At 68.5% G+C, this 22,001-nt stretch carries 23 protein-coding genes; 11 read left to right on the top strand and 12 right to left on the bottom strand.

The window, feature by feature from the left end:
• Positions 1–12: 12 nt before the first annotated feature.
• Together E1832_RS15850 and E1832_RS15855 are read left to right on the top strand one after the other, a co-directional pair.
• Positions 13–729 carry an AzlC family ABC transporter permease gene (locus E1832_RS15850; RefSeq protein ID WP_133360749.1) on the top strand — a complete coding sequence of 239 codons (717 nt, stop codon included), beginning with the start codon at positions 13–15 and terminating at the stop codon, positions 727–729.
• A complete protein-coding gene (locus E1832_RS15855) occupies positions 726–1,067 on the top strand; it encodes an AzlD domain-containing protein (RefSeq protein ID WP_133360750.1) in 342 nt (113 codons plus the stop codon). Before E1832_RS15850 ends, E1832_RS15855 begins: the two co-directional genes overlap by 4 nt.
• Here the strand turns inward: E1832_RS15855 and E1832_RS15860 are convergent.
• The 5 genes from E1832_RS15860 to E1832_RS15880 form a co-directional block, all read right to left on the bottom strand.
• A complete protein-coding gene (locus E1832_RS15860; protein ID WP_133360751.1) occupies positions 1,059–1,697 on the bottom strand; it encodes a hypothetical protein in 639 nt (212 codons plus the stop codon). The genes E1832_RS15855 and E1832_RS15860 overlap by 9 nt on opposite strands.
• A gap of 36 nt (positions 1,698–1,733) precedes the next feature.
• Positions 1,734–1,868 carry an aa3-type cytochrome c oxidase subunit IV gene (locus E1832_RS15865; RefSeq protein ID WP_133360752.1) on the bottom strand — a complete coding sequence of 45 codons (135 nt, stop codon included), beginning with the start codon at positions 1,866–1,868 and terminating at the stop codon, positions 1,734–1,736.
• Positions 1,869–1,997: 129 nt separating this feature from the next.
• Positions 1,998–2,450, bottom strand: coding sequence for a DUF6173 family protein (locus tag E1832_RS15870; protein WP_133360753.1), 453 nt, complete (start codon positions 2,448–2,450; stop codon positions 1,998–2,000).
• Positions 2,451–2,455: 5 nt separating this feature from the next.
• Complete coding sequence (locus E1832_RS15875) at positions 2,456–3,502, bottom strand: MBL fold metallo-hydrolase (RefSeq protein ID WP_133360754.1); 1,047 nt, start codon at positions 3,500–3,502, stop codon at positions 2,456–2,458.
• Between the two features lie 4 nt (positions 3,503–3,506).
• On the bottom strand, positions 3,507–5,225 hold the full coding sequence (locus E1832_RS15880; protein WP_133360755.1) for an acyl-CoA dehydrogenase family protein: 1,719 nt from the start codon (positions 5,223–5,225) through the stop codon (positions 3,507–3,509).
• A 130-nt stretch (positions 5,226–5,355) separates the two neighbouring features.
• On the opposite strand from E1832_RS15880, the gene E1832_RS15885 reads away from it, so the two are divergent.
• The gene (locus E1832_RS15885) at positions 5,356–6,303 is read left to right on the top strand and encodes an L-threonylcarbamoyladenylate synthase (RefSeq protein WP_133360756.1); all 948 of its coding nucleotides are present in this window, start codon (positions 5,356–5,358) and stop codon (positions 6,301–6,303) included.
• 7 nt (positions 6,304–6,310) lie between these two features.
• Here E1832_RS15885 and E1832_RS15890 read toward each other — a convergent pair whose 3' ends face one another.
• On the bottom strand, positions 6,311–6,868 hold the full coding sequence (locus tag E1832_RS15890; protein ID WP_133360757.1) for a YqgE/AlgH family protein: 558 nt from the start codon (positions 6,866–6,868) through the stop codon (positions 6,311–6,313).
• Positions 6,869–7,018: 150 nt separating this feature from the next.
• Between E1832_RS15890 and E1832_RS15895 the strand changes: the two genes are divergently transcribed.
• Positions 7,019–7,825, top strand: coding sequence for a protein-disulfide reductase DsbD domain-containing protein (locus E1832_RS15895; RefSeq protein ID WP_133360758.1), 807 nt, complete (start codon positions 7,019–7,021; stop codon positions 7,823–7,825).
• A 6-nt stretch (positions 7,826–7,831) separates the two neighbouring features.
• The gene (locus tag E1832_RS15900; RefSeq protein ID WP_133360759.1) at positions 7,832–8,266 is read left to right on the top strand and encodes an NUDIX hydrolase; all 435 of its coding nucleotides are present in this window, start codon (positions 7,832–7,834) and stop codon (positions 8,264–8,266) included.
• Between the two features lie 140 nt (positions 8,267–8,406).
• Here E1832_RS15900 and E1832_RS15905 read toward each other — a convergent pair whose 3' ends face one another.
• The 6 genes from E1832_RS15905 to E1832_RS15930 all read right to left on the bottom strand — a co-directional run bounded on the left by E1832_RS15905 (position 8,407) and on the right by E1832_RS15930 (position 15,951).
• On the bottom strand, positions 8,407–11,802 hold the full coding sequence (locus E1832_RS15905; protein WP_133360760.1) for an efflux RND transporter permease subunit: 3,396 nt from the start codon (positions 11,800–11,802) through the stop codon (positions 8,407–8,409).
• A 3-nt stretch (positions 11,803–11,805) separates the two neighbouring features.
• Complete coding sequence (locus E1832_RS15910) at positions 11,806–13,263, bottom strand: efflux RND transporter periplasmic adaptor subunit (protein WP_133360761.1); 1,458 nt, start codon at positions 13,261–13,263, stop codon at positions 11,806–11,808.
• Positions 13,264–13,370: 107 nt separating this feature from the next.
• Positions 13,371–13,913, bottom strand: a complete 543-nt coding sequence (moaB, locus tag E1832_RS15915) for a molybdenum cofactor biosynthesis protein B (RefSeq protein ID WP_133360762.1) — start codon at positions 13,911–13,913, stop codon at positions 13,371–13,373.
• A gap of 5 nt (positions 13,914–13,918) precedes the next feature.
• Positions 13,919–14,539 (bottom strand): LysE family translocator, encoded by a 621-nt coding sequence (locus E1832_RS15920; protein ID WP_133360763.1) that lies wholly within the window; start codon positions 14,537–14,539, stop codon positions 13,919–13,921.
• Positions 14,536–15,135, bottom strand: a complete 600-nt coding sequence (locus E1832_RS15925; protein ID WP_133360764.1) for a metallophosphoesterase family protein — start codon at positions 15,133–15,135, stop codon at positions 14,536–14,538. The genes E1832_RS15920 and E1832_RS15925 overlap by 4 nt, the downstream gene beginning before the upstream one ends.
• Positions 15,136–15,141: 6 nt before the next feature.
• On the bottom strand, positions 15,142–15,951 hold the full coding sequence (locus E1832_RS15930) for a uracil-DNA glycosylase (protein ID WP_133360765.1): 810 nt from the start codon (positions 15,949–15,951) through the stop codon (positions 15,142–15,144).
• A 137-nt stretch (positions 15,952–16,088) separates the two neighbouring features.
• Between E1832_RS15930 and E1832_RS15935 the strand changes: the two genes are divergently transcribed.
• From E1832_RS15935 to plsY, 6 genes are all read left to right on the top strand, one after another.
• On the top strand, positions 16,089–18,125 hold the full coding sequence (locus E1832_RS15935) for a hypothetical protein (protein WP_133360766.1): 2,037 nt from the start codon (positions 16,089–16,091) through the stop codon (positions 18,123–18,125).
• A 118-nt stretch (positions 18,126–18,243) separates the two neighbouring features.
• A complete protein-coding gene (locus tag E1832_RS15940; protein WP_133360767.1) occupies positions 18,244–19,185 on the top strand; it encodes an aspartate carbamoyltransferase catalytic subunit in 942 nt (313 codons plus the stop codon).
• Entirely contained in the window at positions 19,182–19,718 is a 537-nt protein-coding gene (locus tag E1832_RS15945) for a hypothetical protein (RefSeq protein ID WP_133360768.1), read from the top strand. The genes E1832_RS15940 and E1832_RS15945 overlap by 4 nt, the downstream gene beginning before the upstream one ends.
• Positions 19,718–20,101, top strand: coding sequence for a hypothetical protein (locus tag E1832_RS15950; RefSeq protein ID WP_133360769.1), 384 nt, complete (start codon positions 19,718–19,720; stop codon positions 20,099–20,101). The genes E1832_RS15945 and E1832_RS15950 overlap by 1 nt, the downstream gene beginning before the upstream one ends.
• A complete protein-coding gene (gene pyrC, locus E1832_RS15955; RefSeq protein ID WP_133360770.1) occupies positions 20,098–21,381 on the top strand; it encodes a dihydroorotase in 1,284 nt (427 codons plus the stop codon). The genes E1832_RS15950 and pyrC overlap by 4 nt, the downstream gene beginning before the upstream one ends.
• Entirely contained in the window at positions 21,381–21,986 is a 606-nt protein-coding gene (gene plsY, locus E1832_RS15960; RefSeq protein ID WP_133360771.1) for a glycerol-3-phosphate 1-O-acyltransferase PlsY, read from the top strand. The genes pyrC and plsY overlap by 1 nt, the downstream gene beginning before the upstream one ends.
• Positions 21,987–22,001: the final 15 nt, after the last annotated feature.

Raw genomic sequence — 22,001 nt, forward strand, 5'->3', positions numbered from 1 at the left:
TAAGGACAGTCCATGGCTTTCTCCCCTGCCAGTTCCTACTACTGGAAAGGCTTCCGCGACGGCGCCCCGTTCATTCTTGTGGCCGGCCCCTTCGGCATGCTTTTCGGCGTCCTGGCGACCGAGGCCGGGCTGAACCTGACGGAAACGATGGTGATGACCGCGACGGTGTTCGCCGGGGCGGCGCAGCTGACCGCGCTGCAGCTGATGCAGGAGCATGCGCCGACGATCATCGTTCTGGCCTCCGCGCTGGCGGTGAACCTGCGGATGGCGATGTATTCGGCCTCGCTCACCCCCTTTCTCGGCAAGGCACCGCTCTGGCAGCGGGCTTTCGCGGCCTATCTGACGGTGGATCAGTCCTATGCCTGCTCGATCGTCCGGTTCGAGACCGAGCCGGACCTGACCGTGCCGCAGCGCATGGGGTATTTCATGGGCTCGGTCACCCCGGTCACCACCGCCTGGTATGCCTTCACCCTGGTGGGGGCGCTGCTGGGGGCGCAGATCCCCGAGAGCTGGGCGCTGGATTTCGCCCTGCCGATCGCCTTTCTGGCCATGGCCACGCCGATGCTGCGCACCTCTGCCCATGTCGTCGCCGCGACGGTCTCTGTGGTGGTGGCGCTGCTGGCGGCCGGGCTGCCCTATAACCTCGGGCTGATGGTCGCCGGGCTGGCCGGCATGATCACCGGCGCCCGCGTCGAACTGGTTCTGCGCAAGAAGGGACTGTGGACATGACCCCGGACCACAACGGCTTTGACAGCGCCACCCTGTGGATCGTGATTGCCGGCATGGCGGTCGGCAGTTTCGCGCTGCGCTTCGTCTTCATCGGGCTGGTCGGCGACCGGCCGATGCCGGACTGGCTTTTGCGACACCTGCGTTATACCGCCGTGGCGATCCTGCCGGCGCTGGTCACCCCGCTGGTGGTCTGGCCCAAGGCAACCGGCGGCGCGCTGGATCTGCCGCGGCTGCTGGCGGCGCTGGTCACGGTCGGGGTCGGAACGCTCACCAAGAACGTGCTGGCCGCGATCTTTGCCGGGGCCGCAACGCTCTACGGGCTGCTCTACCTACTCTGAGGCGCTGGCTTCCTGCTGGCGCAGCGCGACCAGGCGCGCATTGCCCTCGGCCAGCCCCTTGTCCAGATCGGGGCTGTCATTCTCGAAATATTCCTCGGTCCGCACCCCGGGGATACGGCCGAACTGCTGCTGCAGCCGGGTCGGATAGAAGGTGATGTCGATCTTCTCGAAGCCGGGCACCTTCTTCAACAGGCTCGAAGTGGCGTTGGTGCAATAGACCCCCGGCACCGCGCCGTTGCTCAGCGCCAGCCGATAGGCGATCTCGGCCTGTTCCGCGGTGACCTCCACTGTCTGGATCACCACGTGATAGGTGCTGCGCGCATGCGCCCCGCGATAGGCCAGTTCCACCCCCGGTGTGATCCCGAAAAGCACGTCGTTCCGCTCTGGCACCACTTCGGAATAGAACGAGCCCGCCGGATCGAAAATCACCCGTTCCGAGGCGTTGATCATCAGCGAGGTATGCCCGCCCTTGCCGGTACGGTTGCTGACCATCGTGTAAAGGGCCAGCGTCGGCGGCCCGGGATTGCGGTAGGAGACCGCCGCGATGGTTTCGCCATCGGCAAAGGGTTGTTTGGTGGCGCATCCGGCAACCGCCAGAAGCACCGCGCACAGGCAAAAAAATCGCAACACGGAAACCAGCCCTCGTTCAAGCCGACGACAACAGAATCAAGTTGTGAAGATCGCCATGAATACCAGCAGCGCCAGCAGCACGATCACCGACCAGGTGACGAATTTCACAAAACCGTTGAAGGTTTCGGTCTGGACCGAGATGTCCATGTCCCCGTGTTTATGTTCAGCCATCTGTGTCCGTCCTGTCAGAAAGTTATCTTGTCGATGCTTTGGATACTGAATTTGCCGCCCGCTGTCACGGGGTCAATGCGGGCATTCGGGCGCGACCGCGGCTTTTCTGCACACCGCACCCGTCCGGGATCAGTCCTGATCCAGGTCGACCGCCAGGCGAAAGCCGATCCGCGCCGGCGGTCTGTCCGGCTGCGGCTTGGGCAGGGCGCGCAGCATCACGTTGAGCTGGCTTACATGCTGGATCAGCTGGGTGCGCGCGCCGGTCGAATCGCTGCCGTAGAAGGTGACGATATCGGGGTCGAAATATCCAATTCCCTCGATCCGCACCACACCCGCATCGCCGCCGGTAAACCCCATGGCGACCTCATGCGAATTGTCCAGCTGGTCTTCGAAATTGCGGATATAAAGGATGATCCGCTCATAGGCCCAGCGCGCCGGGCTCTTGCCCGCGACCGGCCTTGTGGCACCGGCGCGCAGCCCGTCCAGGCAGGGTTCGGATTTCGGATCGGCATGCACCTCGTGCACGTGGGGGATGGCATCGCCTTCGGCGGCCTCGGCGGCGGTGCTGATCTTGCCATCCATTCCGCTCACTCCCTGCGCTGATAGAGCCAGGCGCCGTCCCCGCCCCGCGTCCGGATCACCTCTCCGGTGTGATAGAGGTGATTGACATGCGCCACCGCCTCCACCAGCGCCAGCCCGTATTCCCCCTTGCCGATGGTCCGCTTGAACAGCGGCGGGAAACAGGCCGAGGCGGGTTTCGGCTCGTCCAGATACGCCAGCAGGCGGCGCAAGCCGCCGTGGTGGTTGTCGATCAGCTGCCGCATCCGCAGCGGCAGCCCGACAAAGGGCAGCTTGTGCCCGCCCAGCGCCAGCTGGTCGGCCCGCGCCAGCAGGCTCAGCCGCTCGCAGGCTTCCAGCCAGTCGGCCAGCGGGTCGGCCTCCGGCTCGGTCGCATAGACGCCGATATTGGGGCTGATCGAGGACAGGATCTGATCGCCGGTGATCACCAGATTGTCGTCGCGGCTCCAGAAAGTGGCATGTTCCGGCGCGTGGCCGTTGCCCATGTGCACGTCCCACTCGCGCCCGCCCATGCGGATCGTCTCGCCCTGCTGGATGCGGGTAAATCCCAGCGGCATCGGCGCCACCATATCGGCAAAGTTGAACGGACGCTCGGCAATCCGCTCGGCCAGGATCTCCGGGTCCATCCCGGCGCCGCGGTAATAGGCGCGGGTTTCTTCCGGCAGGGTCGTCTGCACGTCCAGCGTCAGCATCCGCGCGAACAGCCAGGCGGTGCGGGTGGTGACCAACTCGGCGCCGTGTTCGGTCTGGAACCAGCCGGCCAGCCCGATATGATCGGGGTGGTGATGGGTGACCACGACCCGCCGCACCGGCTTGCCCGCCAGCGGACCGGACAGCAGATCGCCCCAGATCGCGCGCGACTTGCCGGTGTCAAAGCCGGTGTCGATCACCGTCCAGCCGTCGCCGTCATCCAGCGCATAGACATTGACGTGATCCAGCTTCATCGGCAGCGGCAGGCGCATCCACAGAACGCCCTCGGCCACCCCGACGGCTTCGCCCGGCTCCGGCGGGGTTTCCCAGGGATAGCGCAGGGTCAAACTCGGGCCTCCATCCATCCGCTCAGCCCCGCGCCAGATCGTCGATGCCCAGCGCATAGAGCCCTTCGGCCCCCGCCTGCGCATGGGCCAGAAGCGCGCTATGCTCGGGCAGCAGCCGTTCGATATAGAACCGCGCCAGCGCGGCGCGCGGCCCATCCTTGTCGGCGACGGCGGCGGTCAGGTGAAAATGCCCGCCCAGCACCCGCGCGAAGGCCCGCAGATAGGGCACCGCGCCGGCGAAGCGGTTGTTCATATCGCTCTGCGACACCAGCCATTCAGTGGCCTCCCGCATGGTCTCGGCCGCCTGCCAGACCGGCTCGGCCAGTTCGGGCAGGGTGCAGCGGGCACGCTCGGCCTGTTTCTGGATCTCTTCCAGAAGCCGGCAGGCCGCCTCGCCGCCGTCCATCATCTTGCGCGCGACAAGATCCATCGCCTGAATGCCGTTGGTGCCCTCGTAGATCGCGGTGACTCGCACGTCGCGATAGTATTGCGCCGCCCCCGTCTCCTCGATGAAACCCATGCCGCCATGCACCTGCACGCCGGTCTCGGCCACGCGGATACCGGTATCGGTGCCGAAGGCCTTGGCGATGGGGGTCAGCAACGCGGCGCGCGCGCCCCAGTCCGCCTCGCCCGTCGCGGTCTGCATGTCGATCGCCACGGCGCAGGCCAGCAGGATCGCGCGCGAGGCGAAGAGATCCGCCTTCATTTCCATCAACATCCGGCGCACATCGGCATGATCCACGATGGTGCCGGTTTGCGTTCCGGCGGGCGTCCGGCCCTGCTTGCGCTCCAGCGCATAGGCCAGCGCGTGCTGATAAGCGCCCTCGGCCACGCCGACACCCTGACCGCCGACGCCAAGGCGCGCGTTGTTCATCATGGTGAACATCGCCGCCATGCCGCCGTGCTCCTCGCCGACCAGCCAGCCGGTGGCGCCGTCGTACTGCATCACGCAGGTGGGCGAGCCGTGCAGGCCCATCTTGTGCTCCAGGCTCACCACCTTGAGGGCGTTGGCCTTGCCCGGGTTGCCGTTGTCGTCAGGGATATATTTCGGCACTAGGAACAGGCTGATCCCCTTGGTCCCCGGCACCCCGTCGGGCAGCCGCGCCAGCACCAGGTGGCAAACGTTCTCGGTGAAATCATTGTCGCCCCAGGAGATATAGATCTTCTGCCCGGTGATCGCATAGGTGCCGTCGCCGTTCGGCTCCGCCTTCGACGACAATGCGCCGACGTCCGAACCCGCCTGCGGTTCGGTCAGGTTCATGGTGCCGGACCATTCGCCGCTGATCAGCTTGGGCAGGTAAAGCTCCTTGAGCGCGTCGGAGGCGTGATGCTCCAGCGCCTCGATCTGGCCCTGGCTCATCAGCGGGGCCAGTTGCAGCGAAAGGCACGCCGCGCTCATCATCTCGTTCACCGAGATGGTCAGCGTCATCGGCAGCCCCATGCCGCCGTGGTCCTCGGGCGCGCTCATGCCGATCCAGCCCCCCTCGGCGATCGCCCGCCAGCCGTCCGCGAAACCGGGCGATGTGCGCAGAACCCCGTTCTCCAGCCGTGCCGGGTGCAGATCGCCGTCGCGCTGCATCGGCGCCATGACCTCCTCGCACATCTTGCCGGCCTCGGTCAGGATCGCGCTGACGGTCTCGCCGTCGGCCTCGGAGAACCGGTTTGTGGCAGAAACCTGATCATAGCCCACCACGTGGCGGAACAGGAATTCATACTCGGATACGGGCGCGCGGTAGGGCATGGACGTCCTCTTGTCTGCGGGGCGGAACCTGGCAGGCTTGGCTTCCGCCGGTGGCACGGCTATGGCTTGATATCCGACTGATACCTATCCGCATACGGCCCACAAGCAACCAAAACGCCGCGTCATTGCCATGACCCCGACCGAGACCCTGCACCTGACCGCCAGCGCCGCCGATCTGGCCCGCGCCGCCGCCCTTCTGGGCGAGGGGCAGCTGGTCGCCTTCCCGACCGAGACAGTATACGGGCTGGGCGCCGACGCGCGCAACGGCCGCGCCGTGGCCGCAATCTACGAGGCCAAGGGGCGGCCCAGCTTCAACCCGCTGATCGTGCATGTGGCCGACGCAGAGACCGCACGGTTATATGTAGAGTGGAGCGATACGGCCGAGAAGCTGGCCGGGGCGTTCTGGCCCGGTCCGCTGACACTGGTGCTGCCGCTGCGGCCCGGCCACGGCATCTCCGATCTGGTCACCGCCGGGCTGCAAACGCTGGCGGTGCGGGTGCCCGCCCATCCCACGGCGCGCGCCCTGCTGCGCGAATTCGGCGGGCCGGTGGCGGCGCCCTCGGCCAACCTCTCGGGGCGGATCAGCCCGACCACGGCGGCGCATGTTCTGGCCGGGCTCTCGGGCCGCATCGCCGCGGTGATCGACGACGGCCCCTGCCCGGTGGGGCTGGAATCCACCATCGTCGGGCTGGCGGGCGCGCCGGCGCTCCTGCGCCCCGGCGGCGTGGCGGCAGAGGCGATCGAGGCGGTTCTGGGCGCCGACCTCGTCCGGCCCGAGGCGGGCAGCGCAATCAGCGCGCCCGGTCAGCTCGCTTCGCACTATGCCCCCGCCGCGCGGGTACGGTTGAACGCCGGGTCGCCCCGGCCGGACGAGCTGTTCCTTGGCTTCGGCCCGATGGACTGCGATCTGAACCTCTCGGCCAACGGCGATCTGGCCGAGGCGGCGGCCAATCTCTTTGGTCACCTGCACAGGCTCGATGCGCGCGGCAGACCAATCGCCGTCGCCCCGATCCCCGGCGATGGGCTGGGCGCGGCGATCAACGACCGGCTGCGGCGGGCTGCGGCACCGCGCGAATAACGGCGGCTCAGGCCCGACCGGCGCGCGCCGACAACGTCAGCGGATCGACGCCCAGCGTCTTCAACGCCGCCTCCCACTTGCCGCCGTCCGGCTCGCCGAAGACCAGATCGGGATCGGCATCCGTGGTCAGCCAGCCGTTCATCGCAATTTCGGATTCGAGCTGCCCCGGCCCCCAGCCGGCATAGCCCAACATCAGCAGCGCACGTTTCGGCCCCTGCCCGTTGGCGATATCCTCCAGAATGTCCAGCGTCGCGGTCATCCGAAAGGCATCCGTCACCTCCATCGAATGCAGATTGGCATCGTAGTCGTCCGAATGCAGGACGAAACCGCGCGCGATTTCCACCGGGCCGCCGAAATGCACCGGCATCTGCCCGCGCTCGGGCCGGTCCGGTTTGATTTCCAGCTGTCTGAGCAGATCTGCCAGCCGCACATCCGAGGCCGGCTTGTTGACGATCAGACCCATGGCGCCGTCGCCGCCGTGGCTGCACAGGAAAACGACCGAATGCTCGAAACGCGGATCGCCCATGTCAGGCATTGCGATCAGAAGTTTTCCGGTCAGGTCCATGTTACGGCGCTCCGGCTTTTATATCATTCGATTTCAACATGGCCCCCGCGCCGCCCGGGTGCAAGGTCACGCCGCCGCCCCTGCGGCAAATGGATCGCTCTGACGGGGTCGTGACTTGGCATTGGGAGGGAAAATCGCCATGTAGGGTTCATGCTCAGGACACTCGCCTCGCTTCTGGTCGCGCTGACGACGCTTGCGGCCCCCGCCCATGCCGGCGGCGCGCTCGACAATCTCGTGCGGGTCGAGGTGCTGGATGGCGGGCCGACCGCGCGCGGCACCCATATGGCCGCCCTGCGGCTGACGCTGTCGGACGGCTGGAAAACCTATTGGCGCGCCCCAGGCGACGCCGGCATTCCCCCCAGCTTCGACTGGCACGGCTCGCGCAACCTGCGCGGCATCGACATCACCTGGCCCGCGCCTGAGGTGTTCAGCGCCAATGGCCTGCGCACCATCGGTTACAAACATCAGCTCGTCCTGCCGGTCGAGGTGACGCCGGCCAGCGATGGCCAGCCGGTGCGCCTGCGCGGCCGGATCGAACTTGGCCTGTGCAGCGATGTCTGCATCCCCGGCGTTCTGGATTTCGATCAGGAACTCGACCCGCAGGCCCGCCGCAGCCCGGCCATCGCCGCCGCCCTTGCCCAGCGCCCCTTTTCGGCCGCCGAGGCCGGGGTGCGCGCCGCCACCTGCCGCCTGTCGCCGGTCAAGGGCGGCCTCAGGGTCGAGGCGCGGATCACCATGCCCTCCGCCGGCGGCGAGGAAATCGCGGTGATCGAGTCGGGGGCGCCCGGCATCTGGGCCGCCGAAACCCGGACCCACCGCCAGGGCGACACCCTGATCGCGGCCAGCGATCTGATGAGCGAAACCGGCGCCGCCTTTGCGCTCGACCGTTCCGGTATCCGCATCACCGTGCTGGGCGCGCGGCATTCGGTGGACATCCGCGGCTGCGACGCAGGCTGAGCGGCGATGACGGCAACGCCCCGCCTCGGCGCCATCGCGGTTCTGGTCGACGGCGACCGGGTGCTGCTGGCGCAGCGCGGCAAATCGCCCGACAAGGGGCTCTGGGGCTTCCCCGGCGGCCATGTGGAGCCCGGCGAGACCGCGCTCGAGGCTGCCCGGCGCGAGTTGCGCGAGGAGACCGGGCTGGCGGCACGGGCGGTGGAATACCTGACCAATATCGATGTGATCCGCCGCGACGACGCGGGCCGGGTGATCGTGCATTACCTGCTGGCCGCCGTGCTCTGCGCCGATCCGGTGGGCACGCCGAGGGCCGATGACGATGCCCAGGACGTGGCGTGGTTTCCGGTCGAGGTGGTGCGCGCGGGCAGCCTGCCGATGAGCGCGCAGGTGGACGAGGTGATGGAATTGGCGCTCGCGCGCAACCGTGCCTTGGCGCCCTAGGCGGCGGCGCGGCACCCGCTGAACGCGCGCCTGCGCAGCATCAAGCCCGAAGGGTCCGGCCCTTGCGCGTCTCTCTCTGCTGATCGAACGCCAGCCAGGAGACCGGAGCCGTCAAGCCGATTCCGGATTTCGAGGCGGCCTCAGGCCCGCCCGGCCGGCCGTGCAAAAAACAGCGCCGAGATCAGATAGACCGCCAGCACGATCGCCACCGCGCCGCCGACGAAGACGGCCAGGGCGGCGCGCAACGCCTCCACCCCCGCCAGCCCCGGCAGCGCCCCCAGCAGCGGCGGCGCCAGAACGCCCTGCACCAGAACCCAGCCCATCGTCGCCCCGAGCCAGCCCAGCAGCAGCGCGCCCGTGGCCAGCACCGCGCCCTTCATCGCGCGGTTGGGACTGTAGAGCGCGCGGCGCAGCGCGGTCAGCGGCCGCGACACGTCACGCTGCATCGCCACCAGCGCCGGCACCACCATCAGCACCAGCACCATGCCAAAGCCCAGCCCGTAGACCAGCGTGATCACCGTCGGTTTCAGGAACTGCGCCTGCTGCGATTGCTCGTAGAGCAGCGGCGCCAGCCCCAGGACCGTGGTCAGCGTTGTCAGCAGCACCGGCCGCAGCCGGTCGGCGGCGGCGTCGATGATCGAGGGGATCAGCCCACGCTCGCGCGCGTATTCGTCGATGGTCGAGACCAGGACAATGGAGTCGTTGATGATGATCCCGGTCATTCCCAGAAGGCCCACCACCGTGAACATGCTCATCGGCACGTCCCAGATGTAGTGGCCCCAGATCGTGCCGATCAGGCCAAAGGGGATCACCGCCATCACCACCAGCGGCCTTGTCCAGCTGGCGAACACCCAGGCCAGGACCAGATAGATCCCCGTCAGGCACAGGATCAGCCCGGTGCGCGCGTCGGACAGAAATTCATTCTCCTGCTCGCTCAACCCGGACAGCGCCCATTCCACCTGCCGCTCGCTGGCGATCTTCGGCAGGATCTCGTCCTTGAGCGCCGCCTGGATGTCGGCGGCGCGGGCCGGGTCGTCCTCCGAGATGTCGCCGGTCACGCTGATCAGCCGCAACCCGTTTTCCCTCCGCACCGTGGAAAACCCGGTGCGCTGCGCGACGCTGACGATATCGGACAGCGGCACATAGGCCCCGCCCGGCGCGCGCATCCGGGTCCGGTCGAGGAAATCGGCCGAAAGCTCTCCCTCCGGCAGCTCGACCCGGATCGCGGCGCTGCGCGGCCCGTCGGGATAGGTCGCGGCCTCGATCCCGTTCAGCCGGTGGCGCAGGGCACGGCCCAGCGTGTCGATGGTAAAGCCCAGCGCCTGCCCCTGCGCGGTGAGATCCAGCAGCAGCTCCTCCTTGTCGTAGGCGAGGTTGTCCTCCACCGCCGAGACCTCGGGATAGCGCAGCAGGGCCGCCTGCAGATCCTGGCTGGCGGCCTTCAGGGTTTGTACATTCGCGCCGTAGAACTGTACGTCCAGCGCATCGCCGCCGGGCCCGGAGCGCCAGCCGCGGAAGCTGACGATCTCGGTCATCGGATGCCGGCGGACGCTGTCCTGCAACTCAGCGACGAAGGCGAAACTGGAATAGGGACGCAGGTCGGCGTCGATCAGTTCGATGCTGATGCCGCCCAGCAGATCGGGATCCTTGGTGTCCGCCCCGTCGAGCGCCCGACCGGCGTTTCCGCCGATCTCGGCCATGACGAAATCCAGCGGATTGCGGCCGTAGCGCTCTTCGTATTGCTTGCCCAGATCCTCGGTGGCGCGCTGCAACTCGCGCATCATCGCCAGCGTGTCGGCGCGGGTGGCGCCCTCGACCATGGCGAAATTGCCAGTGACCGAGCCGCGTTCCGGCGCGTTGAAGAACCGCCATTGCACATCGCCCCGGATGAACAGCGCCGCCTGCCCCGCCAGCAGCACCACGGCGCCCGCCAGCACCACATAGCGCGCCCAGACCACCCAGGCCATCACCCGGCGGAACACATGGTCGCGCACCCAGCGGAACCCCCGGTTCACCACCCGGCTGGGCAGGTCGTACCAGTGTTCGCGCGCGGTATGGGCCAGCGCGTGGCTCATGTGGTGGGGCAGGATCAGGAAACATTCAACCAGCGAGGCCAGCAGCACCACGATCACGGTGAAAGGTACATCCTTGATCAGGTCGCCGAAGCGGCCGCCAATGGCCTCGAGCCCGAAAAACGCGATCACCGTGGTGAGTGTCGAGGCCAGCACCGGCATCGCCATATGGCGCGCGGCATTCTCGGCGGCCGTCACCGGATGTTCGCCCAGCCGGCGGGCTCGGAAATCGGCGTGCTCGCCCACCACGATGGCATCGTCGACCACGATGCCCAGCGTGATGATCAGACCGAACAGGCTGATCATGTTGATGGTGATGCCAAAGGCATACATCAGCGCGATGGCCGCGAGCATCGAGGCCGGGATGCCGGCCGCCACCCAGAGGGCGGTTCGGGCATTGAGAAACAGGAACAGCAGCACCAGCACCAGCACCAGCCCCATCAGCCCGTTGTCCACCAGGATGTTCAACCGGTCGGATATCGCCTCGGCCCGGGTGCGGATCAGATCGATCGTCACCCCCCGCGGCAGGCTCAGCTGCATCTGCGCCGCCACCTCCTCGACCTGGCGCTGGATCCGGATCGCATCGCCGGCGTCGGAGCGGTCGATCCGGATCGACATCGCCGAATTTTCCCCGACGAAATAGGCCCGGCTGCGGTCGACGCCCTCGACCCGGATCGTCGCCAGATCGCCGATGGTCAGTTTCGAGCCGTCCGGGTTCGAGCGCAGGACGATCCGCGCCAGATCCTCCGGGCTGCGTTTCTCGGTGCCGGTGCGCACGCGGGCATTGGCTCCGGTCACATCGCCCGCCGGGCTGGCGGTGACCTCGGCGGCGATGGCGGCGGCGATATCGGCCATCGCCACATCATGTTCGATCAGCTTGCGTGTCGGCACCTCGACCAGCGTCTCGGGGGCGGCGACGCCGCGGATCGTGGTCCGGGTCACGCCGGCCTCGAACAGCCGCGCGACCAGCTCATCGGTGAACTGGGCCAGCTGTTCCGGCGCCGCAGGACCGGTGATGACCACATCGGTCACCCGGTCGCGCCAGACGCCGCGGCGCACCGAGGGTTCCTCGGCCTCCTCCGGCAGGGTGGTCACCGCATCGATCGCCGTCTGCACATCGTCGGCGGCGCGCGCCATGTCCCAGCCCGGCTCGAAATCCAGCGTGATGCTGGCCCGCCCCTCGCGCGAGACCGAGGCGCTGCTTTCGACCCCGTCGACCACCAGCAGGGCGGGTTCCAGCACCTGCACGATGGCGCTGTCGACATCCTCCGGGCCGGCGCCCTCCCATTCCACCGACACCGTGACAGTGTCGATAATCACATCGGGAAAGAACTGCGCGCGCATGTTCGGGATCGCCGCCAACCCCAGCACCAGAAGCACCGCCAGCAGCAGGTTCGCCGCCGTCTTGTGGCGGGTGAAATAGCTGAGGATGCCGCCCGCCTGCTGCGGAAGGTCGCGCACCATCGCCTAGCCCCCGATCCGGGATTCGATCCGCGCGACCAGCTGCGCGGGCACCTGCGGGCCGCCGAGCTGGGCCAGCACACGGTCCTTCATTTCCCTGGGCATACGCGTGTTGCCCTCGACAAAGGCGACCAGCCGCGCGCGGCGCTCGTCGCTCAGTTCCAGCATCGCGGCCTCGGACGGCGCCGCCTGCGCCTCTTCGCGCAGCGGGCGGACCCGGATGCCCGTCCCCAACAGCGGTGTGCGCCCGATCACCACCTCGCGCCCGTCGAGGCCGGCGCCGCGCAACAGCACATCGTCGCCCTGCCGCCGCACCAGCTCGACCGGCAGCGCCTCGAGCCGGTCCTCTTCGCCCAGCACCAGCACGGTGCCCGCCGCGTCCAGCGCCGAGGCGGGCAGCCGCACCACCCGCTCGAGCGGCGGCTCCTCGACCGCGACGGTGACGAAATCGCCCGGTTTGAAGCCCCGCGCGCTGTCCAGCCGGGCATAGAGCATGCGCCCGGTCTGACCCTCGCCCGCCGCGGCGCTGTCGCGGCTGATCCGGCCGCGGGCGACCAGCGCGGCACCGCTGACATCCAGCGTGGCGGTCACCGGAGCCGGGATCAGATCGCCCCCGCCGTCCAGCAGCCGGGCATATTGCGCGGTCGAGACGCGAAAGGCGATTTCCAGCGCGTCCGGGTCGATCAGCTCGGCCAGTTTCTCGTTCGGCGAGACAAGCCGCCCCTCGACCAGGGTGACATTGGACAGTGTACCGTCAAAGGCGGCGGTGATGGTGGTGTCGGTCAGCGCCCGCTGGGCATCGGACAGCGCGATCCGGGTGCGCACCGTCCGGGTCTCGGCCTGATCGACGCGCGCCTCGGCCTGGGCCACGGCCTGGCGCCGCGCCAACACCGCCTGCCGCGCCGCGGATAGCGCCAGCTCGGCGGTCTCGACGGTGGAGGCAGTGCCTACGCCGCGGTCCTGCAGGTCTTTCTGACGCTGAAAGGCGCGGTCGCGCAGATCCTCCTGATCGCGGGCGGCCGACAACTCGTCCCGCGCCAGAACCAGGGCGCGGGCGGCGTCGCGCTGCTCGGCCTCGGCATCCAGCAGGTCGCTCTTGGCCCGGTCCAGGGTCGATTGCGCGTCGGCCGGGTCGATCCGCACCAGCTCCTGCCCGGCGGCGACGGTGCCGCCATCCTCGAACCCCTCGGCCAGCCAGATCACCCGCCCGCCCACGGCGGCGCGCAGTTCGAGCGTTCGGCGGCTTTCGATCTGGCCAAAGGCGGGCAATACCGGGGTGACGGTTTCCATCCGGGCGGTGCGCAGGTTGACGGCAAAGACCCGCTCGCGCGCCGGCTGCGGGCCGCGATCGTCGGCCATGCGGCTTTGCACCGCGCCCATCACAAGCTGGCCGGCGTAGATCAGCAGCGCCAGCATCACGGACGCCAGAAACAGCCCAGTCAGGCTTTGCCGCAAGAACCGCATGTCCAACTACTCCCGGGGTCGCAATCATTGGCCCATATATAAGGTAGCCGCACCGCGGCAAATGCCAAGATGCGCCGGATAACCGGGATGTTATACGCCGTCCCGCGCTACTTCCGTCGCTGATGTTCGGTCAGACGCGGAAAAATCTCGACGAAATTGCAGGGCCGGTGACGGTAATCGAGTTGCAGCGACAGGATTTCGTCCCAGCCGTCCTTGCAGGCGCCGGGGCTGCCCGGCAGGGCAAACAGGTATGTGCCCCCCGCGACCCCGCCGGTGGCGCGCGACTGCACCGCGCTGGTGCCGATCTTTTGCATCGAAACGATGGTGAAGACGGTGCCGAATGCCTCGATCTCTTTCTCGTAGACATCGCGGTGCGCCTCGACCGTCACGTCGCGGCCGGTCAGCCCGGTGCCACCGGTCGAGATTACCACATCGACCTCGGGATCGGCCACCCAGGTGCGCAGCTGCGCGGCGATCTGGTCGCGCTCGTCCGGCAGGATCCTGCGGTCGGCCAGGGTGTGGCCCGCCGCCGCGATGCGGTCGACCAGCACCTGGCCGGAGCGGTCCTGGTCCAGGCTGCGCGAGTCCGAGACGGTCAGCACCGCGATGCGGACCGGGATGAAGTCCTTGGTTTCGTCGATACGCGACATGGCATTCAGGTCCTTTCGAGAATGGCGAGGCGCAGGGCCAGCGCCGCGAATATGCCGCCCGAAAGCCGGCCCAGCCAGAGCGAGACGCGCGGCGAGGCGAAAAGCCGCTCCCCCGCCTGCCCGGCAAAGAGGCCGACGAGCGCGTTGACCACGAACCCGCCCAGCGAGAGCACCGCGCCAAAGATCAGGAACTGGGCCAGCACCGGCCCGGCCTGCGGGGTGACGAATTGCGGGATGAAGGCCAGCACGAAGAGGATCACCTTGGGATTGGTCAGGTTGACCACGAATCCCGCGCGAAAGGCCCGCGATGCCGGAACCGGCGGGGCGCCGTCGCGCGCCGGTCCGCTGCGCCAGGCCCCCCAGGCGAGGTAGAGCAGATAGGCCACCCCGGCCCAGCGGATCACATCGAACAGCCAGGGCAGCGCCGCCACCGCCGCGCCCAGTCCCAGCCCGGCCAGCGTCACGTGAACCATGCCGCCCGCGGCGATCCCGGCGCTGGCCGCCACCGCCGGGCCGCGCCCCGAGCGCAGCCCCTGTCCGAGGCAGAACATCATGTCGGCTCCGGGCGTGAGGTTCAGCGCCAGCGCGGCGGGAACAAAGGTCAGGAGTATCAGGGGATCCATCATGCGCCGATCTCGAACCAGGCGCCCGCCGGCCCCAGATTGGCCACCTCGGAGCCCCCGATCCGGCCCCGCTCGCCCCAGCAGTCATGGATATGGCCGCACAGCGCCAGCCTGGGCTGAATCCGCCCGATCGCGGCACGGATCGCCGCCGAGCCCACCGACTGCCCCTGCGAGGTGCAGTCCGCCACACCCTTGGGCGGCGAATGGGTAATCAGGATGTCGGCCCCGTCGCAGGGCGCCAGCAGCGCTGCCGCCGCCTCTTCGGTCAGATCCCAGGACCAGGCGCCAAAAGGGGTCGGCGGCACCCCGCCGCCCAGGCCGAACAGGCGCAGGCCGCCGATTTCAGCTGCCTGCCCATGCAGCACGGTGGTGCCGGGCCGCACGGCGGCGCGCAGCTCATCCGCGCTTTCGGCGTTGCCGGGCACCATCACCATCGGCGCGGCGATGCCCGAGAGCAGCTCCATCGCCTGATCGAGCCCCTGACGGGCATTGCAGAAATCCCCCGCGCCGATCACCAGATCGGCCCCGGCGCTGTGGCTGACAAGGTCCGCCGCCGCGCGGCGGGCCAGATGCAGATCGGAAAAGGCCAGGATTTTCATCGACTCTCAACACTCCCTGAGCCTGGCCTGCAGCTCGAGCAGATCGGCCCAGGCCTGCCGCTTGGCCGAGGGCTGGCGCAGCAGATAGGCCGGGTGGAACATCGGCAGCACCGGTTTGTCCAGAGCCTGATCCCAGGTTCCGCGCAGCCGGGTGATGCCGCGCCTGCCCAGGACCGCCTGACAACTGATGTTGCCCATCAGCACGATCACCCGTGGGTTGGCCAGCGCCACGTGCCGCTCCAGGAACGGTTTCAGCATGGCGATCTCGTCCGGGCGCGGATCGCGGTTCTGCGGCGGCCGCCAGGGCAGCACGTTGGTGATATAGACGTTCTGCTGCCGCGACATCCCGATCGCCGCCAGCATCCGGTCGAGCAACTGCCCGGCGCGGCCGACAAAGGGGCGCCCCTCGCGGTCCTCGTCGCGGCCCGGCGCCTCGCCGATGATCATCACCGGCGCGCCCGGCACACCGTCGGAAAACACCAGATTTCTCGCGCCCTTCTTCAACTCGCAGTGGCCGAACGCCTCCATGGCGGCGCGCAGCGCCTCCAGCGTACCCGCGCCCTCGGCGGCGGCGCGCGCCACAGCCACCGGGTCGAGCGCCGGCGCCGGCGCGGGACCTGAGGCGGCGGCGGCACTGGCAGGGGCATTGGCGGCGACTGCCGCCGGTGCCGCGCCCGGCGCCTTGAGCGCGGGCGCCGCCTTGTCCGGCAACTCATAGCGGTTGACCGGCGTATCGCCCACCGCGTCCGTCGCCCCCAGCTCCACCTGCCATTCCAGCAGCGCGCGGGCCGTATGATAGTCGATCTGCGATTCCATAGCCCGGACCCTAGCGCCGAAACCGGTGCCGAAAAAGCGCATAGCGCAGCGCATTTTGCCGGTACGGGGGGCAAAAATCCTTGTGCCGGGAAAGATTACCCAAAAACATGGGGCCGACACGAAGGGGAGGACAGACCATGCAGATCCAATTGCCGGCCCGGCGATCGGCGATATTCGCACCGTTGTTCTCTCTGTCCGCCCTCCTGATTCTGGTCGTCGGGCTGGCGGCACCACTGCAAGCCGAACCGGGACCGATCCTGAAAAAGCTCTATGACCTCGCCCGCAGCACCGCCGCAGGCCAGATCGAGAAGGCGCCGGCCCTCCGGACCACCGGGAACGCGGCCGAGGCGGAGGCAGAGGTCGTTCCGGTTGTCGATCTGATCCGCAATGCCGCACCGGCCGAACCGGTCCGGACCGACCCTGCCGCCCTGCTGCCGCCGATGCCGCAGGCGCCCGGCAATACCGGCGCGGCGCGCCTGCTGCGGATCTCGGACGGCGGCTATCAGTTCGACTGCCCGCCGGGTCAGGGCTATTGCGGCGGCGGCACCTATTGCTGCCCGAACGGCTGGGGCTGCGCCCGCGACGGGCAATGGTGCATCCGCCCCGGCTACAGCTATTGCGGTCGCGGCAACAGCTGCGCGCCGGGGTCCCTTTGTTCGCGCGGCGGCGGCTGCATTCCCCGCGGCAAGGTCGATTGCGGCCGCGGCCGCTGGTGCAACCCCGGCGCCTATTGCCTGACCGGCAATCGCTGCTCGGCGGTGGGGGCCATCCAGTGCCGCGACGGGTCGATCTGCAACCCGGGCAACAAATGCGCCTCGGGCGGCGGCTGCGTGCCGAACAACGTACTGGACTGCGGCGGCGGATCCTACTGCAAGCCGGGGGCCTATTGCCTTAGCGGTGGCGGCTGTTCGCAGATCGGCGCGGTCAAATGCTCCAGCGGCAGCATCTGCAACCCCGGCTACACCTGCTCGCGCGGGCGCGGCTGCGTGCCGGTCGGCACCGACGACTGCGGCAATGGTGTCTACTGCAAGGGTGGCACCTTTTGCCTGGGCAACCGCAAGTGTTCGGCCCCCGGATCGACCAAATGCTCCAGCGGAGACATCTGCACCCCGGCGCAAAAATGCTCCAAGGGCGGCGGCTGCGTCCAGAAGGACCGCGTCGATTGCGGTTACGGCAAAAGTTGCCCGCCGCGCAGCTATTGCCTGGCGGGCGGCAAATGCTCCAAGCCCGATGCGGTGAAATGCAGCAGCGGCGTGATCTGCCCGCCCGACACCGTCTGTCTGCCGGGCAAGAAATGCTCGCCCCCCGGGCACAAGCTGTGCGAGGGCGGCACCTCCTGCCCCAAGGGAACGTTCTGCCTCAAGGGCGGGCGCTGCTCGGAACCGGGCGCGGAGAAATGCGACGACGGCAAGATCTGCCCGCCCAGCCGTCAGTGCATTCCCGGCGGCGGCTGTGCGCCGGAGGGACACAAGGTCTGTGCCGGCGGCAGCACCTGCCCCAAGGACACGATCTGCCTGAAGGGCGGCAAATGCTCCGATCCCGGCGCGACGCTGTGCGACGACAACAAGGTGTGCGGGCCGGGCCGGCTGTGCTTGCCGGGCGGCGGCTGTTCCGAACCGGGGGCAAAGAAATGTGCCGGCGGCCAGATCTGCGGCGAGGACGAGATCTGTCTCAAGGGCGGCAAGTGCTCGGCCCCCGGCGCCACGCTCTGCGAGAGCAACAGCGTCTGCGCGCCGGGCCGCGAATGCCTGCCGGGTGGCGGCTGCGCGCCCGAGGGGCACAAGGTCTGTCCCAGCGGCACCACCTGCCCCGGGGATACCATCTGCCTGAGCGAGGGGCGCTGTTCGGAACCCGGCGCGGTGCTTTGCGAGGATGGCGGCGTCTGCCCGCCGCGCACGCTGTGCCTGCCGGACAACAAATGCTCGAAACCCGACATGAAGCTCTGCAAAGGGGGCCAGATCTGCCCCAGAGACTCGATCTGCCTGCAGGGCGGCAAGTGCTCCGAACCGGGCGCCAAGCTCTGCGACAGCGGGCTGGTCTGCGACCCGGACGAGGAATGCGGCGGCGACGACCACTGTTATCCCGCCGGCAAGACCTATTGCGGCGGCGGATATTGGTGCGAGGCCGATCAGGAATGCCGGCCCGAAAAGAAATGCGGGCCGCGCGCGGACTGATTGGCGACGGAATGGCGGCTGAACCGCCGGCGACCGGACCGGCGGGGCGCACGCGATGTTGCCCCGCCTGCCCCGGCTTTCTATAAGCAGGCCAGCAGCAAGCCGGAGCGCCGCCCGCATGACCTTTGCACACCGCCACCTTCTGGGGATCGAACCGCTCCAGCCGCAGGAAATAACCACGATCCTGGACCTGGCCGAGACCTATGTCGCGCTGAACCGCCAATCGGACAAACATGCCGATGTGCTGGCGGGACTCACCCAGATCAACATGTTCTTCGAGAACTCCACCCGCACCCAGGCCAGTTTCGAACTGGCGGGCAAGCGACTGGGCGCCGATGTGATGAACATGGCGATGCAGGCCAGCTCGATCAAAAAGGGCGAGACCCTGATCGACACCGCGATGACGCTGAACGCGATGCATCCCGACCTGCTGGTGGTGCGCCACCCGCATTCGGGCGCGGTGGACCTGCTGGCGCAGAAGGTCAACTGCGCGGTGCTGAACGCCGGCGACGGGCGCCACGAACACCCGACCCAGGCGCTGCTGGACGCGCTGACCATCCGCCGGGCCAAGGGGCGGCTGCACCGGCTGAACATCGCCATCTGCGGCGACATCGCCCATAGCCGGGTGGCGCGGTCGAACATCCTGCTGCTGGGCAAGATGGAAAACCGCATCCGCCTGATCGGTCCGCCGACGCTGATGCCGTCGGGCATCGCCGAGTTCGGGGTCGAGGTCTTTGACGACATGCGCGCGGGCCTGAAGGACGTGGACGTGGTGATGATGCTGCGGCTTCAGAAGGAACGGATGGACGGCGGTTTCATCCCCTCTGAGCGGGAATATTATCACCGCTACGGGCTGGATGCGGAGAAACTGGCGCTGGCCAAACCGGACGCCATCGTGATGCATCCCGGCCCGATGAACCGGGGCGTCGAGATCGACGGCACGCTGGCCGACGACATCAACCGCAGCGTGATCCAGGATCAGGTCGAGATGGGCGTCGCCGTACGCATGGCGGCGATGGAGCTTCTGGCGCGCAACCTTGCGACGGGGGCGGCGGTATGAGCGGCGACGCGCTGATCGTGCCGGAGGGGGAACATGGACGCATCCGCGTCTTCGCACTCGACATGCGGCCGGAACAGGCCGAGTTCCTGCGCGAGCCGGGCGCCGCCGATCAGGTGCTGGGGCTGGCCGGGCTGGACCCGGCGCAGATCGACGTGATCCGCATTGCCGATCTGGAGGGTCTGGGGCTGACCGGGTATCTGACCGAGGGCTGCGGGCTGACCGAAGAGCAGATCCTGCCGGATCGCGCCCTGCTGGAGGGGCTGGAGGGATACGTTCTGGTTCTGCGCAGCCGCGCGTTCCAAGGCGCGGCCGCCGTGCTGGCACCGGACCCCGAGGTCCGGCTGATCGCCAGCTATGACGAACCGGACACCGACTGGCGGGCCGAACCGGTCCGCAGCGCCAGCGCCGAGCCCTATTCGGCCCCGCGCTCCGCTCCGCGGGCGGCGCGGGCGCGGGCGCGGCGCATCGGCGGCGGGCTGTTCGCGGTTGTGATGATCCTGATCGCGCTGCTGATCTGGGCGGTGGCGGTCTGATGGCAGAGCAGCGTTTCACCGCCGACCGCACCGCCTATCTGCGCACCAACGCCTGGCTGGCGGCACTGGCCATGGCGGGGGCGATGGCATTGCTCTGGGCGATGGGCAACGCGCATGTCTGGACAGGCGCGGTGGCGGGCCTGGCGGCGATCGGGGTGCGGGGCTGGTATCTGGCCTCGGAGGAACTGGCGGCGGTCTGGGAGGTGAGCGACGGCGCGCTGACCGGCCCCGGCGGGCGGCGGGTGCCGCTGAACCAGATCGAAACCGTACGGAAAATGGGCAGTTTTGTACAGGTCATCACCTGCGGCGGGGACAAGCACCTGATCAAGTATCAGGCCGACCCGGATGCCACCGTGGCGGCCATCAGAAAGGCAGCGGCATGAGCGATCTTCTTTTCACCAACGCCCGTCTGATCGACCCCGAGGCCGGCACCGACGCGCTCGGCGCTCTGCTGGTGCGCGGCGGGCGGATCGTGGCGCAGGGCCAGGAGGTGGGCCTGTCCGAAGAGGACGTGACCGTCGTCGATTGCGGCGGCAAATGCCTCGCGCCCGGGATCGTCGATCTGGGCGTCAAGGTCTGCGAGCCGGGCGAGCGGCACAAGGAAAGCTATCGCAGCGCCGGGCTGGCGGCGGCGGCGGGCGGGGTGACGACCATCGTCACCAGGCCCGACACCAATCCCACCATCGACAGCCCCGAGACGCTGGAATTCGTCACCCGCCGGGCACAGGCGGACGCCCCGGTGAACGTGGTGCCGATGGCGGCGCTGACCAAGGCGCGCGCGGGCCGCGAGATGACCGAGATCGGCTTTCTGATGGATGCCGGCGCGGTGGCCTTTACCGATTGCGACCATGTGGTCGCCGACACCAAGGTGCTGTCGCGCGCGCTGAGCTATGCCCGGGCACTGGGGGCGCTGGTGATCGGCCACCCGCAGGAGCCGGGGTTGTCGGACGGCGCGGCGGCCACCAGCGGAAAATTCGCCAGCCTGCGCGGGCTGCCCTCCGTCACGCCGATGGCCGAGCGGATGGGGCTCGACCGCGACATCGCGCTGCTGGAGATGACCGGGGCGCGCTATCACGCCGACCAGATCACCACCGCCCGGGCGCTGCCGGCGCTGGAGCGGGCCAAGGCCAACGGGCTCGACATCACCGCCGGCGTCGGCATCCATCACCTGACGCTGAACGAATTCGACGTCGCCGACTACCGCACCTTCTTCAAGCTGAAGCCGCCGCTGCGGGCCGAGGACGACCGGCAGGCGGTGATCGAGGCGGTGCGCAGCGGGCTGATCGATGTGATCTGCTCGATGCACACGCCGCAGGACGAGGAGAGCAAGCGGCTCCCCTTCGAGGAGGCGGCGAGCGGCGCGGTGGGGCTGGAGACGCTGCTGCCGGCGGCGATGCGACTTTACCATGCGGGCGATCTGGACCTGCCGACCCTGTTCCGCGCCATGAGCCTGAACCCGGCGAAACGTCTGGGGCTTTCATGCGGGCGGCTGAGTGAGGGCGCCCCGGCGGATCTGGTGCTGTTCGATCCCGATGCGCCCTTTGTGCTGGACCGCTTTACGCTGCGCTCGAAATCCAAGAACACGCCATTCGACGGCGGACGGATGCAGGGCCGCGTGCTGGCGACCTATGTGGGCGGCGCACCCGTCTATCGGAGGGACTGATGCCGGAGATCACATCCACCGCCGCGACGCTGATCCTGTGGGCCGTGATCGGCTACGGACTGGGCGCGATCCCCTTCGGCATGGTGCTGGCGCGGATCATGGGGCTGGGCAATCTGCGCGAGATCGGCTCGGGCAATATCGGCGCCACCAACGTGCTGCGCACCGGCAACAAGACGGCCGCCGCGCTGACGCTGGTGCTCGACGGCGGCAAGGGGGCGGCGGCGGTGCTGCTGGCGCGGGCCTTTGCGGCGGAGGATGCGGTGATGCTGGCGGGGTTCGCCGTCTTTATCGGCCACTGCTATCCGGTCTGGCTGGGATTCAGGGGCGGCAAGGGTGTGGCCACCTTTCTGGGGCTCTGGCTGGCGCTGGCCTGGCCGGTGGGGATCGCCTGCTGCCTGACCTGGCTGAGCGCGGCGCTGCTCAGCCGGATCTCCTCGATGGGGGCGCTGGCGGCGGCGGCGGCCTCGACCCCCTGGGCGATCGCGCTGGGATATGGCGAGGCGTTTGTGCCGGGGGCGGCGCTGACCCTGCTGGTGTTCTGGCGCCACCGGGCCAATATCACCCGCATCCGTGCCGGAACCGAACCGAAGATCGGACAGAAATAGCGGCGGCGCGATCCG

The sequence above is a fragment of the Antarcticimicrobium luteum genome (genome assembly GCF_004358185.1).
In the GTDB taxonomy this organism is placed as follows: domain Bacteria; phylum Pseudomonadota; class Alphaproteobacteria; order Rhodobacterales; family Rhodobacteraceae; genus Antarcticimicrobium; species Antarcticimicrobium luteum.

What these genes read in the sequence shown, in the direction of transcription:
- E1832_RS15935 (WP_133360766.1), top strand. Translation starts at nt 16,089, where the DNA reads ATGCAGATCCAATTGCCGGCCCGGCGATCGGCGATATTCGCACCGTTG.
- E1832_RS15895 (WP_133360758.1), top strand. Translation starts at nt 7,019, where the DNA reads ATGCTCAGGACACTCGCCTCGCTTCTGGTCGCGCTGACGACGCTTGCG.
- E1832_RS15910 (WP_133360761.1), bottom strand. Translation starts at nt 13,263, where the DNA reads ATGCGGTTCTTGCGGCAAAGCCTGACTGGGCTGTTTCTGGCGTCCGTG.
- E1832_RS15925 (WP_133360764.1), bottom strand. Translation starts at nt 15,135, where the DNA reads ATGAAAATCCTGGCCTTTTCCGATCTGCATCTGGCCCGCCGCGCGGCG.
- E1832_RS15875 (WP_133360754.1), bottom strand. Translation starts at nt 3,502, where the DNA reads ATGGATGGAGGCCCGAGTTTGACCCTGCGCTATCCCTGGGAAACCCCG.
- E1832_RS15905 (WP_133360760.1), bottom strand. Translation starts at nt 11,802, where the DNA reads ATGGTGCGCGACCTTCCGCAGCAGGCGGGCGGCATCCTCAGCTATTTC.
- E1832_RS15950 (WP_133360769.1), top strand. Translation starts at nt 19,718, where the DNA reads ATGGCAGAGCAGCGTTTCACCGCCGACCGCACCGCCTATCTGCGCACC.
- pyrC (WP_133360770.1), top strand. Translation starts at nt 20,098, where the DNA reads ATGAGCGATCTTCTTTTCACCAACGCCCGTCTGATCGACCCCGAGGCC.
- E1832_RS15920 (WP_133360763.1), bottom strand. Translation starts at nt 14,539, where the DNA reads ATGATGGATCCCCTGATACTCCTGACCTTTGTTCCCGCCGCGCTGGCG.
- E1832_RS15870 (WP_133360753.1), bottom strand. Translation starts at nt 2,450, where the DNA reads ATGGATGGCAAGATCAGCACCGCCGCCGAGGCCGCCGAAGGCGATGCC.
- E1832_RS15850 (WP_133360749.1), top strand. Translation starts at nt 13, where the DNA reads ATGGCTTTCTCCCCTGCCAGTTCCTACTACTGGAAAGGCTTCCGCGAC.
- E1832_RS15940 (WP_133360767.1), top strand. Translation starts at nt 18,244, where the DNA reads ATGACCTTTGCACACCGCCACCTTCTGGGGATCGAACCGCTCCAGCCG.
- E1832_RS15930 (WP_133360765.1), bottom strand. Translation starts at nt 15,951, where the DNA reads ATGGAATCGCAGATCGACTATCATACGGCCCGCGCGCTGCTGGAATGG.
- E1832_RS15885 (WP_133360756.1), top strand. Translation starts at nt 5,356, where the DNA reads ATGACCCCGACCGAGACCCTGCACCTGACCGCCAGCGCCGCCGATCTG.
- E1832_RS15855 (WP_133360750.1), top strand. Translation starts at nt 726, where the DNA reads ATGACCCCGGACCACAACGGCTTTGACAGCGCCACCCTGTGGATCGTG.
- moaB (WP_133360762.1), bottom strand. Translation starts at nt 13,913, where the DNA reads ATGTCGCGTATCGACGAAACCAAGGACTTCATCCCGGTCCGCATCGCG.
- E1832_RS15865 (WP_133360752.1), bottom strand. Translation starts at nt 1,868, where the DNA reads ATGGCTGAACATAAACACGGGGACATGGACATCTCGGTCCAGACCGAA.
- E1832_RS15880 (WP_133360755.1), bottom strand. Translation starts at nt 5,225, where the DNA reads ATGCCCTACCGCGCGCCCGTATCCGAGTATGAATTCCTGTTCCGCCAC.
- plsY (WP_133360771.1), top strand. Translation starts at nt 21,381, where the DNA reads ATGCCGGAGATCACATCCACCGCCGCGACGCTGATCCTGTGGGCCGTG.
- E1832_RS15945 (WP_133360768.1), top strand. Translation starts at nt 19,182, where the DNA reads ATGAGCGGCGACGCGCTGATCGTGCCGGAGGGGGAACATGGACGCATC.
- E1832_RS15890 (WP_133360757.1), bottom strand. Translation starts at nt 6,868, where the DNA reads ATGGACCTGACCGGAAAACTTCTGATCGCAATGCCTGACATGGGCGAT.
- E1832_RS15900 (WP_133360759.1), top strand. Translation starts at nt 7,832, where the DNA reads ATGACGGCAACGCCCCGCCTCGGCGCCATCGCGGTTCTGGTCGACGGC.